Here is a 16,385-nt window from a genome sequence, read left to right as displayed (position 1 = left end):
GCGGCCCTACTTCTGCGCTCGGACGCGCGGGTCGAGCACCGCGTTCAGCACGTCCGACACGAAGCCGGCGAGCAGCACGACGATGGCGCTGTAGAGGGTGTACGCGACGACGATGTTGATGTCGTTGGTCTGGACGGCGTCGATGAACCAGGCGCCGAGGCCGTTCCAGGCGAAGATCTTCTCGGTGAACGTTGCCCCGGTCAGCACCCCGAGGAACGCGAAGGCGAACAGCGTCGTCATCGGGATGAGGGCGGTCCGCAACCCGTGCTTGAAGATGGCCGGCCTACGGCGCAGCCCCTTGGCCCGGGCGGTGCGGATGTAGTCGGCCTGCAGCACGTCGAGCATCGTGGCCCTCTGGTAGCGGCTGTAGACCGCGACGAGCCCGATGCCGATCGAGATGGTCGGCAGCAGCAGGTGGGCGATGCGGTCCCAGGCGATCGTGCCGAAGCCGCCCGTCAGGTTGGGCGTCGCCTCGCCGGTGAAGGTGATCACCTGGTAGCCGAGCACGTCGTTGAGCTTCGTCGCTCCGATCTTCAGCAGCACCGCCGTGAGGAACACCGGCGTCGAGATCAGGACGAACGCGAGCACCGACGAGACCCGGTCCGAGAACGCGTACTGCCTGATCGCGTTCCACGTCCCGACGACGACGGCCAGCACGATGCCGAGCACCGACCCGACCAGCAGGAGGCGCAGGCTGACCCCCAGCCGCGGCCCGAACTCCTGCGTGACCGGCTTGTCCTGGATCGTCTGGCCGAGGTCGCCCGTGACGGCACCGCCGAGCCAGTGGACGTACCGCTCGCCGAGCGGGTCCTTGTCGTTGACCCCGATCGAGCTGAGCTTCGCGTCGACGACCTCGGACGACGGACGCGGGTTGCGGTCGGCGTAGACGGAGCGCGGGTTGAGGGTCGCCGAGGCGAGGAAGTAGGTGAGCGACGTCGCGATGAAGACCAGGGCGACGTAGTACACCAGCCGGCGGGCGAGGAAACGAGCCATGGCAGTTCACACTAGACGTACCCCGAGCCCCGACCAGCTGGCCAGGTTTCGAGCATGTAACGAATTCACATGAAAGTTTGCGTGGATTCAGGGCGTCCGTACATTTGTGCACACGCTGTCAGATGTCGCGACGCGTCGCGCCTCGTGCCATCACGAGCCGCGACACGATGTCCTGCGATTCTGATCAGCATTTTTCACCACGATTCGGTTCGGAGTGCCATGAAGATCACGAAGAAGGCCGGCCTCGCGGCCGGCCTCGTCAGCATCGCCCTCGTCGTCACGGCGTGCAGCGGTGGCGGGGGGAACGACGGCGACGGTGCCGCGAAGAACGGCCAGCTGTCCCCCGACGGCGACATCAACGCCACCGCGGCGGCCGACGTCCAGCAGGGCGGCACGCTGACGCTGCCGCTCAGCCAGCTGCCCTCGCAGTGGAACTACGCACAGCTCGACGGCGCCCTCGGCGACGCGTCCCTCGTCGAGAGCGCCGTGCTACCGCAGCCCTTCCGCATCGACGAGAAGGGCGTGCCCCAGATCGACGAGGACCTCGTCACGAGCGCCGAGGCGACGAGCGACGACCCGCTCGTCGTGACCTACGACATCAACCCCGACGCGGTGTGGAACGACGGCACCCCGATCACGGTCGCCGACTTCCAGGCCTGGAAGACCGCCCTCGACGGCTCGAACCCGGCCTACCAGGTCGGCAGCACGCTCGGCCCCGACCGCATGGCCTCGGTCGAGGCGGGCTCGAGCGACAAGCAGGTCGTCGTGACCTACTCCGAGCCGTTCTCGGACTGGAAGAGCATGTTCGCCCCGCTCTACCCGGCGAGCCTCTACAACGACCCGAACGCGTTCAACACGGCCTACGTCGACGCGCTGCCCGCGTCCGCCGGGCCGTACAAGGTCGACAAGATCGACACGACGGCCCAGACGGTCACCATCGTCCCGAACGAGATGTGGTGGGGCGACGCCCCCAAGCTCGACTCGATCGTCTTCCGCGCCCTCGACAGCGACGCCGACGTCGACGCCTACCTGAACGGCGAGATCGACTACGTCACCGGCAACTCGTCCGAGCGGTACGACCGCCTGAAGGACGCCAAGGACACCGACATCCGGGCGGCACCGTCCGCCCGGTACACCCACGTCGACTTCAGCACCAAGGGCATCCTGGCCGACGAGAAGATCCGCCAGGCGATCCAGCACGCGGTCGACCGCGAGGCCCTCGGGAAGGTCATCACGGGCACGCTGCCCTACGAGCTGACCACGCTGAACAACCACCTCTTCCTCAGCACCGACGGCGCCTACCAGGACAACGCGAAGGAGACCGGCGACTACGACGTCGACGAGGCCAAGAAGATCCTCGCCGACGACGGGTGGGAGCTGAACGGCGACGTGCTCGAGAAGGACGGCGAGAAGCTCGAGATCGCCGTCACCATCCCCTCGGGCACGCCGATCTCGCAGCAGCTGTCCGAGGTCATGCAGAGCCAGCTCGCCGCCGTCGGCATCACGCTGACGATCAACGCGGTGGCCGTCGACGCCTTCTTCGAGGACAACGTCACGCCCGGCAACTACGACATGACGATCTTCGTCTGGCAGGGCACCGGCTACCAGGCGTCCAGCGTCAGCATCTACAACTCGGACGAGCAGGGCCAGAACTACGGCCGCGTCTCGAGCCCCGAGATCGACGACCTGCTCGACCAGGCCGTCGCCGAGGGCGACCCCGAGAAGGCCGCCGACCTCTACAACCAGGCCGACGAGAAGATCTGGGAGATCGGGCACTCGATGCCGATCATCCAGGCACCGTTCATCTCGTTCCAGAGCCCGAAGCTCGCGAACTACGGCGCCCGCGCCGGGGCGAGCGACGTCGACTGGACGATCGTCGGCTTCACGAAGTAGACCGCACCACCCCGGGGCCCGTCCGGCCTCCCGCTCAGCGGGGGGCCGGGCGGGCCCTCCGCGTCCGACGGCGGTGCGCCTCGAGCATCCCGGTCGCCAGGGCGTAGCCCGCGTAGCCGAGCAACGCCACCGCCAGCAGCGGCACGATCCACGACCGGGCGTCGCCGTTCACGACCTGGTTGACGAAGCCGAGCCAGGGCACGGAGTACCACAGGGTGCCCCGCACCTGCTCGGGCAGCACGAGGGCGGCGTCGGGTTCGGAGTTCGCGTCGCCCTTCGTGACGAACGCCGTCCCGCCGTCCGAGGACGACACGATCTCGGTCACCCGGTGGCTGACCACTTCGGGCCGTCCGCTCTCGATCTGGTAGGTCACGACGTCTCCGATGCGGATCTCGTCGACCGGCGTCGGCTTCACGACGATCAGGGTGCCCGGGGGCAGCCGCGGCTCCATCGAACCGGTCAGCACGGTGAGCGGCGTGGCCCCGGCGACCTTCGGCACGACGATCAGCACCACCGCGAGCCCGAGCACCATGGCGAGCAGACCCGCGCTGAGACCGAGGCCGAGGGCGTGCCGCAGGCCCCGCGGCCGCACGGCGGCCCGTCGGCCGGTCACGGCTGCTCCCCCGCGTCGTGGTCGACGCCCGCCCGACGTCGCCCGACCGCCACGAAGGCGCCCGACAGCACGGCGATCGCCGCGATCAGCAGCGGCAGCCAGCTGCCCCGCAGGGGTCGGGGCACGAAGTCGTCCGGCACCCCGAGGGCGTGCACGGGCAGGTCCGTGCCGTCGCGAGGGCCGACGTCAGCGTCGGCGGGCTCGCCCGACCCGACCGCGCCGCCCGATCGACGCGCGCCGTCGACGGAGGTCGCCGCCCCGTCGGCCTCGTCAGCCGAGGAGGCGCGGCCCGCCACCGCCTCGACGGTCGCGCTCGAGACGCGGTCGCCCCCCGCGCCTCCTGCGCTCGCGTCGTCGCCGGGGTCCGCGGTCCCGGCCGCCGAGCAGCCCGCGGGCCGGGCGCCCCCGGCGAGACCGGTGAGGGTGACGAGGACGCCGAAGTCGAGCGTCTGACCGCCCGTGCCGGCCCCCGCCGACTCGTCGAGTGCGACCGACACGGTGACCGGTGCCTCCTGCCCGGCGGCGAGCCGGAGCGGGGCCAGGACGAGGGTGCACCCGTCGTCGGCCAGCGTGACGGGTGGCAGGTCGCCGAGGTCGAGGTCGGAGTGCGAGCTGACCGTGACCCGCTCGGCGAACGCGGCCGACGAGGTGGTGACGTCGACGAGCCGGGCGGCGAGCGTCGCCGGCCCGGTCGAGACGTTCTTCACCCAGAAGGTGCCGGTCGTGTCGGCTCCCGGCACGAGCAGCAGGTCGTCGCCGAACAGGGCGGAGTCGAGCCGACCCTGCCAGTGCCGACCGTCGTCGCTCACCATCAGGCGGGGTGCGTCCGGGGCGACCGCCGTGGCCCCGGACGCCGAGGACGCCAGGGCACCGCCGACCGCCGTGACGAGGGCCACGACGGCGACCGTGGCGACGGCCGCCCGACCACGCGTCACGGACACTGGATGTTCCTCGTGCCGTACTGGTCGTAGACCACGGCGAGCCTGCCGACGGCCATCAGGTCGGTCGGCTGGCCGTCGACCACGACGCGGATGTCGACGCTGATCGTGCCGTCGCCGAAGGGGTCCTTCGGCAGGTTGTCGCGGGTGAAGGCGAAGTGCGGGTAGTCGCCCGTCTGCTCGGTGTTCGAGACGCGGGTGCTGCCGACGTAGGTCGCGTAGCGGGTCGCGGTCTCGCGCGACGACGGGTCGAAGTCGAGCCAGGCGTAGGCCTCGCCGTCCGGTCGGCAGACCGCGGTCTGGACCGGGGCGATCGTGTTGTTCTGCACGATGCGGCGGTCCAGCGGACTCGCCGTCCACGACCCGGCGGCGAGCGAGACCGTGAGCGTCGGGTTGATCCGTCCGGTCGGCGAGGACGTCGCGATGGAGGTCCGCAGGCACCAGACGACGGACGCCCCGCTCGCGAGCGTCCCGGTGAGGTTCGGCACGGCGGCCCAGGTGCCCTCGACGCGGTCGGGACCCACGGAGGCCGAGGCGGTGCAGGCCGAGGCGGCGGTCACGGGCCAGGCCACGAGCGCGATCGACCGGGCGAGCTCGGTCGAGCTGCCCGAGCTGAGGACGCCGCTGGTCGAGTAGGTGGCCGCGACCGTGCCCGAGTTCGTGAAGGTCCACGGTGCGGTCAGCGACCTCGTCGAGCCGGCGTAGTCGGCCTGCAGGCCGTCCACCGTCCCGGCCGAGAGGGAGACGGCGCCGGTCCTGACCTGCTCGGTGAGGGTCGCGGACGCCGTCCAGAGCGCCGCGGCCGCGCCTCCGGAGGCCAGGACGACGCCCACGACCACGCCGACGACGACGGCGGCCGTCAGCCGACGGGCCGAGGCGCGCACCCGACGGCCCGTCACGGCGCCACCTGCGTGCCCGACAGGACGAGCCCGATCGACGAGGTCTGGTTCTGCAGGGCCGCGGGGGCGTCCGAGTCGAGGGTGACGACCACGCACCCCGTGACGGTGATCCCCGCCGGCAACGTGAAGTAGCCGCTGCCGGTGTCGAAGGCCGAGGGGCGGGCCGAGTAGCCGCCGACGCCGGTGGTGCAGTCCGCCGCCTTCGCCACGGCCGCGAGCCGCACCGTCAGTTCGCCGACGAGCGACGACGTCGAGGCGGTGGTGGTGCCGGCGGCGACCCGCATCGCGAGGGCCACCGACCCCGTGTTGGTCGCGGTGAACGTGCCGGCGGTCGACCCGCCGGGGCCGAGCACGGTCGTGTCGAGGGCCTTGACGTCGCCGACGGACAGACCGGCCGTGCCCGAGGCGATCGTGACGGACGTGGGAGCCACCGAACCGTTCCAGAGCGCGTAGGTGCCCCCGGTCGCCACGAGGGCGACGGCGACGGCCCCGGCCACGACCGCCGTCCAGGCCCAGAGCGACCGCAGCGGACGGCGAGGCGAGGAGGCGCGCTCGGCCGAGCGGTGACGCGCGCGTCCCCTGGGTGACGGTCTCGACATCGGCTCACCCCCTGGTGGTCGGTCGTGCTGGCGGTCGGTCGTGCGGTGGTCCTGCCCGGCGGCCGACCGGCCCGGACGAGGAGGTGGCGACCGGACCGCGTCGGGTGCGGTCCGGTCGCCGATCGGTGGAGCGGGGTGCGGGGCCGACGGGCGGCCCGCAGCCGCTACGCGATGGCGCGCTGCTTCAGCGTGAAGGTCAGCTTGCTCAGGTCGAGGGTGCCGCCCTGGCTGGCGGCGTCGGTGACGGTCGAGGGCAGCTCGACGACGAACGTGACGACGGCCGAGGTGCTGCCGGCCGCGACGGGGGCGACGACGTAGCTGCCGGGGGTGCTGCCCGCGGTCACGCCAGAGGGGAGCGTCGAGCTGCCGGCGGCGGTCGAGACGGTGAGCGCGTTCGTCACGTACGGCTTGAGGCTGCCGGTGACCGACGTCGCGTCGTAGGTGAGGTCGGCGCGCAGGTCGGTGCCCGACGCGGCGATGGTGATCGGCTGCGTGAACTGCAGCTTGCTGCCGGGGACCACCTTGTAGGCCGCCACCTGGGCGGTCGTGAGGGCCGCGTTGCGGCCGTTCGTGACGTCCGTCCAGCTGCCGGTCGACGACGGGGTGAGCGAGAGGGTGCCCGAGGCCACGCTCGCGGCGTTCACCTCGGTGCTGGCGTTCCAGAGGGCGAAGGTGCCCGCACCGCCGAGGAGGAGGGCGATGCCGGCGGCACCGGCGACGGCACCCGTGACGAGCTTGTTCATGGTCGATCCTGTTCCGCGCGCCGGGGCGCGCTCGAGCACCGCCGTGCACCGTCGGTCGGGTCGACGTCGGGTGTGCACGGCGCTGCGGGGCTGTCGGCTCCGGGTCGGGCAGCCGATCGGTGTCGTCGGGCGCCGGGCTCTCGCCGGGTTCGGGTCCGACGGGCGGGCAGGCCGCGACGACACGATCGACACTACGCGGTCCCCCGAAGTGCGGACAGAATTTTGATGCATCCGCATGCACCCAGTTGGGGGGACAAAACGGACGAGGGTGTCTGTCGGTGACAGGGGGGACGCCGCCCCGTACCCCGATCCGGCCGTCGGGCAGCCCGTTCGGTCGCCGACCGCCCGGGGACGACCCGGCCCGGCACCGGCCGGGCCAGACCGGGTACGGTCGACAGCGTGGCGACAGCATACGAACCCAGAGTCGGGCGGATCCCCATCACGGGACTCACCCCGACGACCCCCGACCGCGCGTTCCCGACGAAGGCCTTCTCCGGCGAGGTGGTCACCTTCGGGGCGACCGTCTTCCGCGAGGGTCACGACCTGATCGGAGCGGACCTCGTCACGACCGATCCCGAGGGGGTCGAGTCCCGGCACCGCATGGTCGCGGGCATCCCCGGCACCGACCGGTGGACCGCCCAGGTCCAACTCGAGGCCGAGGGCGACTGGACCTGGCAGGTCGAGGCCTACACCGACGACTGGGCCACGTGGTTGCACGCCGCCGAGATCAAGGTGCCCGCCGGCCTCGACGTCGAGGTCACGTTCGCGATCGGCAGCCGCCTGCTGACCGACGCCGTGCCCGACCACCCCGACACGACCCTCATCCGCGACGCGGCCAAGGCACTCGCGAACGTCGCCCTCTCCCCCGCCGCGCGCCTCCGGGTCGCCACCGACCCACGCCTCGCCGCGGTCCTGCAGGTGACTCCCCTCGCCAGCCTGGTCACGCGCAGCGCCCCCGAAGCCCTGCGCGTCGAGCGCAGCCGCGCCGGCCTCGGCAGCTGGTACGAGTTCTTCCCGCGCAGCGAGGGTGCCCGCAAGCAGCCCGACGGCTCGTGGAAGAGCGGCACGTTCCGCACCGCCGCCCGCCGCCTGCCCTCGATCGCCCGCATGGGCTTCGACGTCGTGTACATCCCGCCGGTGCACCCCATCGGCACGACGTTCCGCAAGGGGCCGAACAACACGTTGACCGCCGGGCCAGAAGACCCCGGGTCGCCGTACGCCATCGGCTCGCCCGACGGCGGGCACGACGCCGTCCACCCCGACCTCGGCACGGTCGCCGACTTCCGGTGGTTCGTCGACGCCGCCAAGAACGCCGGCCTCGAGCTCGCCCTCGACCTGGCCCTGCAGTGCTCGCCCGACCACCCCTGGGTCACCGAGCACCCCGAGTGGTTCACGACGCTGCCCGACGGCACCATCGCCTACGCCGAGAACCCCCCGAAGAAGTACCAGGACATCTACCCCCTGAACTTCGACAACGACTACGAGGGCGTCAGCCGCGAGGTGCTGCGCATCGTGCGGCACTGGATCGAGCTCGGCGTGACGATCTTCCGCGTGGACAACCCCCACACGAAGCCCGTGCGCTTCTGGGAGTGGCTGCTGCACGAGATCCGCCGGACGAACCCCGAGGTGGTCTTCCTCTCGGAGGCGTTCACCAAGCCGGCCATGATGCAGGCGCTCGCCCAGGTCGGGTTCCACCAGTCGTACACGTACTTCACCTGGCGCAACGAGAAGTGGGAGCTCGAGGAGTACCTCCACGAGCTGTCGAAGGAGACGAGCGCCTGGCTGCGCCCGAACCTCTTCGTCAACACCCACGACATCCTCACGCCCTACCTCCAGTTCGGCGGTCCGGCGGCCTACAAGATCCGCGCCGCCATCGCCGCGACGGCCTCGCCGACCTGGGGCGTCTACTCGGGGTACGAGCTCTTCGAGGACGTCGCCCGGCCCGGCAGCGAAGAGAACATCGACAACGAGAAGTACGAGTACAAGCCCCGCGACTGGGCCGCCGCCGAAGAGGCCGGGGCGTCGCTGGCGCCGTACCTGACGCAGCTCAACCGCATCCGCGCCTCCCACCCGGCCCTGCGCCAGCTGCGCAACCTCGAGATCCACTCGAGCGACGACGAGTCCATCCTCGTCTTCTCGAAGTACCTGTCGAGGGCCCACACCCGCAGCGGACGCGCCGACGGCATCATCGTCGTCGCCAACGTCGACCCGCACTCGGCGCGCGAGACCACCGTCCACCTCGACGTCACGAAGTTCGGCCTGCAGCCCGGTGGCACCTACACCGTGCGCGACCTCGTCACCGGTCAGTCGTGGACCTGGGGCGACGACAACTACGTCCGCCTGGACGCGTTCGTCGAACCGGTGCACATCCTCTCCGTCGACCTCAACCGAGCCCCGTAGGAGCGACCCGATGACCACCACTCCCCCGACCGAGCCCGACACGACCCCGGCGGTCGAGCCCGACACGACCTCGACCGTCGAGCCCGACACGACCCCGACGGTCGAGTCCGCGGCCCCGACCGGACCCGACACGACCTTCGCCCTGGGCGACGACGAGGTCCTCGCCGCCGCGATCGGCACGCACGGCCACCCGCACGCCGTCCTCGGCGCGCACCGCCGTGGCGGTCGGACCGCCGTCCGCGTCGTCCGACCGTTGGCCGACACGGTCACGGTGACCGGCGCCTCCGGGGCGTCGTTCGCCCTCGAGCACGTGGCGCACGGCCTCTGGCAGGGCGTCACGAGCGAGCCCCTCGACGCGTACACGGTCGAGGCGACCTACCAGGGAGGCGCGGCGTGGGTCTCCGACGACCCCTACCGCTTCGCGCCCACCGTCACCGAGTTCGACCTCTACCTCTTCGGCGAGGGCCGCCACGAGCAGCTCTGGAAGATGCTCGGCAGCCACGTGCGCGAGCACGAGGGCGTCACCGGCACGTCGTTCGCCGTCTGGGCGCCGCACGCCCGGGCCGTCCGCGTGAAGGGCGACCTCAACGGCTGGAACGGCGAACGGCACGCCCTGCGCCGCCTCGACGGCAACGGCGTGTGGGAGATCTTCGTGCCCGGCGTCACCGACGGCATCTACAAGTACGAGATCCTCACCTCCGACGACGTCTGGGTCGAGCGGGCCGACCCGATGGCCCGCACCTCCGAGGTGCCGCCGCTCACCGGCTCGGTCGTCACGAAGGCCGCCCACGCCTGGTCCGACGAGGCCTGGATGACCTCCCGCGCCGAGAACGACGTCCACGCCGGACCGATGAGCGTCTACGAGCTGCACGTCGGCTCGTGGCGCCCCGGGCTCGGCTACCGCGAGCTCGCCGACCAGCTGATCGAGTACGTCGGCGAGCTGGGGTTCACGCACGTCGAGTTCATGCCGCTCGCCGAGCACCCGTTCGGTGGCTCGTGGGGTTACCAGGTCACCGGCTACTACGCCGTCACCAGCCGTTTCGGCAGCCCCGACGACCTGAGGTACCTGATCGACCGGCTCCACCAGGCCGGCATCGGCGTCATCATGGACTGGGTGCCCGGGCACTTCCCGAAGGACGAGTGGGCCCTCGCGAAGTTCGACGGGCACGCCGTCTACGAGCACTCCGACCCGCGTCGCGGCGAACAGCCCGACTGGGGCACGCTGGTGTTCAACTTCGGCGACTCGCAGGTGCGCAACTTCCTGGTGGCTAACGCCCTGTACTGGCTCGAGGAGTTCCACATCGACGGGCTCCGCGTCGACGCCGTCGCCTCGATGCTCTACCTCGACTACAGCCGCAACGAGGGCGAGTGGCTGCCCAACGAACACGGCGGACGCGAGAACCTCGAGGCGATCAGCTTCTTGCAGGAGGCCAACGCGACGGCCTACAAGCGCCACCCGGGCATCGTCATGATCGCCGAGGAGAGCACCAGCTGGCCCGGCGTCACCCGCCCGACCAGCGAGGGCGGCCTCGGCTTCGGCCTGAAGTGGAACATGGGCTGGATGCACGACACCCTCGACTACGTCGAGAAGGACCCGCTCTACCGCGCGTACCACCACGGCGAGATCACGTTCTCGTTCGTCTACGCGTTCAGCGAGAACTTCATGCTGCCGATCAGCCACGACGAGGTCGTGCACGGCAAGGGATCGCTGCTGAACAAGATGCCGGGCGACCAGTGGCAGAAGCTCGCGAACCTGCGGGCCTATCTCGCCTACATGTGGGGACACCCCGGCAAACAGCTGCTGTTCATGGGCAGCGAGTTCGGTCAGCCCGGCGAGTGGAGCGAAGAGCGGGGGCTCGACTGGTGGATCCTCGACCAGCCCGTGCACCAGGGGCTGCACGGCCTCGTCGCACGCCTCAACGAGGTCTACCGCGACGAACCGGCGCTCTGGGCCCACGACTTCGACACCGAGGGGTTCGAGTGGATCGAGGGCGGCGCCGCCGAGCACAGCGTCGTGGCGTTCCTCCGCAAGTCGGGTTCGGGTGACTCGGTCGCCGTCCTGGCGAACTTCTCGGGCCAGCCCGTGCGCATGCGCTTCGGCCTGCCCGAGGCGGGTCGGTGGGACGAGATCCTCAACACCGACGCCGAGGTCTACGGCGGTTCGGGCGTGGGCAACTTCGGCAGCGTGACCGCCACCGACGAGCCGTGGGCGGGTCGCCCCGCGGCGGCCGACGTGCAGCTGCCCCCGCTCGGCGTCGTCTGGCTCAAGCTGAGCCGCTGAGCCGTTCCGGCGGCACACGACGACGGAACCCCCGCCACCCTCTCGGGCTGCGGGGGTTCCGTCGTCGTCAGGAGGCGCGGGTCAGTACAGCAGCATCGCCAACCGCCGCCGGGCGGTCGCCACCCGAGGGTCGTCCACCCCGACGATCTCGAAGTACTCGAGGAGGCGGGCCCTGGCCGTGTCGCGCCCCTGCGGGTCGAGCGACGGGAAGACGGTCAGCACCCGGTCGAACGCGTCGTCGATGTGTCCGCCGCTGAGGTCGAGGTCGGCGACGTCGAGCTGGGCGTCGAGGTCGGTCGGCGCCGAGGCGGCCGCCGCCCGCACGTCGGCGAGGGAGGCACCCTGCAGGCGCTCGAGCAACGACACCTGCGCGAGGCCGGCGACAGCCAGCTGGTCGCGCGGGTCTTGGGCGATCGCCGTCTTGTAGGCGGTGATCGCCGCGGCGTAGTCGCCCCGGTCGATCGCGTCGTAGGCGTCCTGGTGGTGCGGCGGCAACGGCTCGGGCTCGGGCTCGACGTCGTCGGCCTCGCCGACCGGGGCGCCGTCGACGACGGCGGTGCCCGTGACGCCGTTCTGGGCCGCGAGCTCGAGCACCTGCTCGAAGACGTCGCGGACCTGGGCCTCGGGCAAGGCGCCGACGAAGAGCTGCACGGGACGGCCCCCGATCACGGCGGCGACCGCCGGGATCGACTGCGCCTGGAAGGCCTGGGTCAGCTGCGGGTTGGCGTCGACGTCGACCTTGACGAGCAGCAGGCGACCGGCGTACTCGCCCACCAGCTTGTCGAGCACCGGCGAGAGCTGCTTGCACGGGCCGCACCACTCGGCCCAGAGGTCGACGATCACCGGGACGGTGTTGCTGATCTCGAGCACCTGCGTGAAGGTGGCGTCGGTCGCGTCGAGCACGAGACCCGGCACCGCGACCTGACCGGCGGCCGGGGCCGGGACGCCACCCGCGCCTCCTGCGGTCGAGGCCTCGGCTGGGGCGCCGGAGGGCGCGGCCGGTGCCGGCGGGCGGTTGACGAGCGACGACAGGTCGACGGCGCCTCGGAGGCCGGCGGGGACGGGTGGGAGGTTGGTCATGGCAGCTCCTTGGCAGAGATGAGGGCCTGGCTGAAGCCGAGCAGGACGATCGGGTCGTCGCTGCCCACGGGCGGGACGGAGAACAGCAGCTCGACGCCGTAGGTGGCCTCGATGCCCTTCGAGGACTCGTCGAGGCCGAGCAGGGTCTTGACCGTGCCCTCGGGGTTGACCTTGGCACCGGTGGCCGTCGGCTTGACGGTCTCGATCTCGTTCAGGGCCACCGAGACGATCGCGCCGGCGTCGTTCGTGGCGAACGCGACCGGCGTCTCGTCGTCGGGCTGAGAGGTGTAGTCGATCGACGCGGTGGTGGGCAGGGCCGCCCGCTTGGCGTCCTTGTAGGCCTTGCCGATCTTCTCGCGCAGGGTGTCGCCGTCGCCCTGGAACTGCGCGGCGTACTGGCTCTCGTCACCGTTGCGCAGGATGTCGCCGTACGCCTCGGCGAGCTGGTCGGGCTGCAGCGCGAGCAGCTTGACGTCGGGCGACAGCCGCGCGGCGCCGATCGAGGCGGGCGCCACGGTGAGCGGGGTCTGCGTCTGCAGGCTGACGGCGTACTCGACCTTGTACGGGTCACGGGCCGTGGCCTGCTCGAGGGTCAACGCGACGGGCGCGACGCTCGCGTCGGCGTCCTGGACGACGACGAACGCCGACCGGGGCCACGAGTCGGCCTGTTGCGGCAGCGTCAGCGTGACGGTGCCGGACGGGATGGCCAGCGGCGCGGCGGCTGCCGCGTCCTTCGAGCGGATCACGTAGTTGGCCTGACGCTGCTCGAGGGCGGGGCCCGTGAAGCGGGTGGCGGCGAGGTCGCCGTTCAGCGAGGCGTCGGCCTCGGTGGCCGTCGCCGAGATGCGCTCGACGATGCGCTTCGCCTGGGCCACGCTGATGACCGGCGGTTGCAGGGCCGTGCCCTGGTCGCCGCTGCCCGTGCCGTCCGTCGACGTGGGCGTCGGGGTCGGGGTGGACGAGTCGGAGCCCGCGGCGGGCGCCTGCTGCGGCCAGTAGTCCGCCGTGCACGCCGACAGGGCCAGGGACGACACGAGCACGATCGGTGCGACGGCGACGAGGCGTCGGATGCTGCGGGCGCGGCCCCGCACGGGTGCGATCGTCTCGGAACCCTGCGCGTCGAGGGCCTTGACGGCCTTGCGACCCGCCCGACGCGACAGCCGGGGCCGCTTGCCGTCGCCCGACCGACGACGCGGACCGCGGGTGCGACGGTGGTGGAGGATCGCCCAGACGTAGAGTCCGATGCCGATCAGCAGCACGACGAGCCCGCCGACGATCAGCGGGCCCGCGAGGGGCGTCGCGGTCGAGAGCGGCCAGGTGACGCGGATGTCGGAAGGCGCGGGCTGCGTGCCGTCCGAGACGACGACGAGGGAGACGTCGTCGGGGGCGTCGAGCGAGAACGTGAGGTCGGAGCCCGAGAACTGGTCGAACCAGAGGTCGGAGTCGGTCGGGTCGGGGACGTCGGTGCTGTCACCCGTGACCGTCCGGCTGACGAGGCCGCCCGTGGCCTGGTCGTACCCGACCTCGTTGTACGTGGCGTCGCCGACCCAGCCCAGCACGTCGGACGTGCGGCCGTAGGCCGCGAAGGCCGTGTCGCCGCCCGAGACCGACACCGTCTGGCGCCCGTCGTGGCCGTGCAGCGCCGAGGCCGGGACGACCGTGACGGTCGCGTCGGAGTCGGAGGTGTCGACCTGGGACGACACGCTCGGCGGGGGTGCGAAGACGGTGCGCTGGGCGAAGCCCAACGCGACCATCACCGCCGCCAGGACGACGACGACGACTGCCACGATGAAACGCACGTTTCTCTCCCTCCGAGCCACCATCCCGGTCGGGGCGCCAGGAACCGTCGTGGTCGACGACGGGCCTCGCACGAGCCTGGCCAGGGGGCCGGGCGCGGCAGCAGAATTTAAGACGGCTCAGCGTATCCGACGAGGCTGAGAAGCGCCTGCCCCGCGGGCCGACGTCCGTCGAGGGGCTCGCACTAGCATCGTCACTCGGACCGAGCACCGGTCCGACCCCTGCATCGAAGGAGACACCGTGGCCGCTGACGAAGCCGATTTCGGCATCGAACTCCGGGGCTACCGCAAGGACGAGGTCGACCGGGTCCTCGGCGACCTGCGTCGCGAGCTCATCAAGGCCAACGCCGACCGGGCCGACCGGGCGAGCGAGGTCGCGTTCCTGCAGCAACGCGTCGACGAGATCCGGGCCGAGCTCGAGGAGGCCGGCACGCCCACCTACTCGGGCCTCGGCAGCAAGCTCGAGCAGACCCTGCGACTGGCCGAGCAGCAGTCCACGCTGCTGATCAGCCAGGCCGACATCGACGCCGAGGCCCTCCGCTCGTCGTCCACGGCCGAGGCGAAGCGCGTGGTCGACGACGCGACCGAGCGGGCGACGGCCCTGCTGGACGACGCGAGGGGTCGTGCCGCGGCACAGGTCGCCGAGTCGACCGCCGACGCTGACCGTCTCGTCGCCCGCGCCAAGGCCGAGGCCCGCGACCTGCTGCAGGAGGCCCAGCGCGACGCCATCTCGATCCGGGGGTCCGCCGCCACCGAGGCGGCGCAGAACGTGTCGACCGCCCGACGCGAGGCGGCCGCCCTCCGGGCCGAGGTCGAGCACGAGGTCGCCGAGCAGCGGGCCGCCGTCGCGAGGGACCTCGCCGGAGCCCGCGACGAGGCCGAGACCCTCGCCGCCGACACGCGTGAGGCCCGGGCGGTGTTCGAGGGCGACTCCGAACGACAGCGGCTCGACCTCGACCGCGAGGGCGTCACCGTCCGGGCCGAGCTCGCCCGCCTCGACGAGACGACCCGCGCCGACCTCGACGCCGAGGTGGTCGCACGTCGCGACGATCTCGACCGCGAGATCGCCGCCGCCCGGGCCGACCTCGCCGACGACGTCGCCACGCAACGGGCCGAGCTCGAACGCGACGTCGCCGCCGCTCGCGCCGAGCTGGCGCACGAGGTGTCCGAGACCCGGGCCCTGCTCGCGCGGGACGTCGACGCCACCCGTGCCGACCTCACCGACGAGGTCGAGTCGACCCGCGTCGAGCTCGAGCGGGAGATCACCACCGGTCGGGACCGTCTCGCCGCCGAGGTCGCCCGGGTCCGGGCCGAGCTAGAGAAAGAGGTGGGCGACGCCCGGACCGAGCTCGACCGCGAGACCCGGCGTCGCCGTGACGACCTCGACCTGGCCGAGACGACGTCGCGCGAACGCATCGAACGCGTCACGATCGAGACCGACGAGCGCCTCACGCGCGAGAGCGACGCCCAGGCCGATCGCCTGGCCCGCGAGGACGCCGACCGTCGGGCCGAGCTCGCGGCCGAGCTCGACCGGGTCCGAGCCGAGGTGGCGGCCGAGACCGCCGAGGTCCGGGCGACGCTGGCGGACGAGACCGAGGCCCAGCGCGCACGCCTGGTCGCCGACGACGTCCGGGTGCGGGCCGGGCTCGAGGCCGATCGCGAGCGCGCGACGGCCGACCTGCGCCGCGACCTCGAACGGGCTCGCGCCGATCTCGAGGTCGAGTTGCTCTCGCGCCGCGACGAGGCCGAGGCCGAGCTGACCCGACGCCACCGCGAGGCCGTCGCCGAGACCCAGGACCTGCTCGACGCGGCCGCCGGGCAGCTGGCCGACGCGACCCGCCGAGCCGCGGAGGTCCGGCGCGAGGCCGACGAGCTCGAACGCGGTGCGAGCGAGCACGCCCGCACGACGCGGGCGGAGGCCGACGCGACGGCCCACGAGGTGCTGACGAACGCCGACGAGCGGGCGCGATCGCTCGTCGCCGACGCCCAGCAGCGGGCCGACGACCTCCTCGGCGACGCCGAAGAACGCCTCGCCGACATCACCCGCGAGCGGGACGCGGTCGCCGACTACTTCGAGAACCTGCGTGGCATGATCGGACAAGTCGGCGGCGGTACGACAGAGTAGGACGACAGGCCGTGCCGGGCGACCG

The 16,385-nt window shown here is 71.9% G+C and carries 12 protein-coding genes; 4 read left to right on the top strand and 8 right to left on the bottom strand.

Annotation, left to right across the window (positions count from 1 at the left end; translation table 11 throughout):
* Positions 1–6 precede the first annotated feature (6 nt).
* Positions 7–993: an ABC transporter permease gene (locus tag AC3CCI_RS13115; protein ID WP_488627447.1), complete on the bottom strand. Its 987-nt coding sequence runs from the start codon at positions 991–993 to the stop codon at positions 7–9.
* A gap of 219 nt (positions 994–1,212) precedes the next feature.
* On the opposite strand from AC3CCI_RS13115, the gene AC3CCI_RS13110 reads away from it, so the two are divergent.
* Complete coding sequence (locus AC3CCI_RS13110) at positions 1,213–2,886, top strand: ABC transporter family substrate-binding protein (protein ID WP_488627446.1); 1,674 nt, start codon at positions 1,213–1,215, stop codon at positions 2,884–2,886.
* Positions 2,887–2,920: 34 nt separating this feature from the next.
* Here AC3CCI_RS13110 and AC3CCI_RS13105 read toward each other — a convergent pair whose 3' ends face one another.
* The 5 genes from AC3CCI_RS13105 to AC3CCI_RS13085 form a co-directional block, all read right to left on the bottom strand.
* Entirely contained in the window at positions 2,921–3,499 is a 579-nt protein-coding gene (locus AC3CCI_RS13105) for a signal peptidase I (protein ID WP_488627445.1), read from the bottom strand.
* On the bottom strand, positions 3,496–4,440 hold the full coding sequence (locus AC3CCI_RS13100; RefSeq protein WP_488627444.1) for a hypothetical protein: 945 nt from the start codon (positions 4,438–4,440) through the stop codon (positions 3,496–3,498). Before AC3CCI_RS13100 ends, AC3CCI_RS13105 begins: the two co-directional genes overlap by 4 nt.
* A complete protein-coding gene (locus AC3CCI_RS13095; RefSeq protein WP_488627443.1) occupies positions 4,431–5,336 on the bottom strand; it encodes a hypothetical protein in 906 nt (301 codons plus the stop codon). The genes AC3CCI_RS13100 and AC3CCI_RS13095 overlap by 10 nt, the downstream gene beginning before the upstream one ends.
* Positions 5,333–5,935, bottom strand: a complete 603-nt coding sequence (locus AC3CCI_RS13090) for a TasA family protein (RefSeq protein ID WP_354592968.1) — start codon at positions 5,933–5,935, stop codon at positions 5,333–5,335. The genes AC3CCI_RS13095 and AC3CCI_RS13090 overlap by 4 nt, the downstream gene beginning before the upstream one ends.
* A 164-nt stretch (positions 5,936–6,099) precedes the next feature.
* Positions 6,100–6,678 (bottom strand): alternate-type signal peptide domain-containing protein, encoded by a 579-nt coding sequence (locus AC3CCI_RS13085; protein WP_488627442.1) that lies wholly within the window; start codon positions 6,676–6,678, stop codon positions 6,100–6,102.
* Positions 6,679–7,077: 399 nt separating this feature from the next.
* On the opposite strand from AC3CCI_RS13085, the gene AC3CCI_RS13080 reads away from it, so the two are divergent.
* Complete coding sequence (locus AC3CCI_RS13080; protein WP_488627441.1) at positions 7,078–9,078, top strand: alpha-1,4-glucan--maltose-1-phosphate maltosyltransferase; 2,001 nt, start codon at positions 7,078–7,080, stop codon at positions 9,076–9,078.
* Positions 9,079–9,088: 10 nt separating this feature from the next.
* A complete protein-coding gene (gene glgB, locus AC3CCI_RS13075; protein ID WP_354592970.1) occupies positions 9,089–11,359 on the top strand; it encodes a 1,4-alpha-glucan branching protein GlgB in 2,271 nt (756 codons plus the stop codon).
* An 81-nt stretch (positions 11,360–11,440) separates the two neighbouring features.
* Here the strand turns inward: glgB and AC3CCI_RS13070 are convergent, their stop codons facing one another.
* Positions 11,441–12,439 (bottom strand): tetratricopeptide repeat protein, encoded by a 999-nt coding sequence (locus AC3CCI_RS13070; RefSeq protein ID WP_488627440.1) that lies wholly within the window; start codon positions 12,437–12,439, stop codon positions 11,441–11,443.
* Positions 12,436–14,238, bottom strand: coding sequence for a DUF8094 domain-containing protein (locus AC3CCI_RS13065; protein ID WP_488627439.1), 1,803 nt, complete (start codon positions 14,236–14,238; stop codon positions 12,436–12,438). The genes AC3CCI_RS13070 and AC3CCI_RS13065 overlap by 4 nt, the downstream gene beginning before the upstream one ends.
* A 238-nt stretch (positions 14,239–14,476) precedes the next feature.
* Between AC3CCI_RS13065 and AC3CCI_RS13060 the strand changes: the two genes are divergently transcribed.
* Positions 14,477–16,360, top strand: a complete 1,884-nt coding sequence (locus AC3CCI_RS13060) for a coiled-coil domain-containing protein (RefSeq protein ID WP_488627438.1) — start codon at positions 14,477–14,479, stop codon at positions 16,358–16,360.
* Positions 16,361–16,385: the final 25 nt, after the last annotated feature.

The organism is Frigoribacterium sp. CF331, assembly GCF_057787905.1.
This window is presented reverse-complemented; position numbering and strand designations above follow the sequence as displayed.

What these genes read in the sequence shown, in the direction of transcription:
- AC3CCI_RS13115 (WP_488627447.1), bottom strand. Translation starts at nt 993, where the DNA reads ATGGCTCGTTTCCTCGCCCGCCGGCTGGTGTACTACGTCGCCCTGGTC.
- glgB (WP_354592970.1), top strand. Translation starts at nt 9,089, where the DNA reads ATGACCACCACTCCCCCGACCGAGCCCGACACGACCCCGGCGGTCGAG.
- AC3CCI_RS13110 (WP_488627446.1), top strand. Translation starts at nt 1,213, where the DNA reads ATGAAGATCACGAAGAAGGCCGGCCTCGCGGCCGGCCTCGTCAGCATC.
- AC3CCI_RS13085 (WP_488627442.1), bottom strand. Translation starts at nt 6,678, where the DNA reads ATGAACAAGCTCGTCACGGGTGCCGTCGCCGGTGCCGCCGGCATCGCC.
- AC3CCI_RS13070 (WP_488627440.1), bottom strand. Translation starts at nt 12,439, where the DNA reads ATGACCAACCTCCCACCCGTCCCCGCCGGCCTCCGAGGCGCCGTCGAC.
- AC3CCI_RS13090 (WP_354592968.1), bottom strand. Translation starts at nt 5,935, where the DNA reads ATGTCGAGACCGTCACCCAGGGGACGCGCGCGTCACCGCTCGGCCGAG.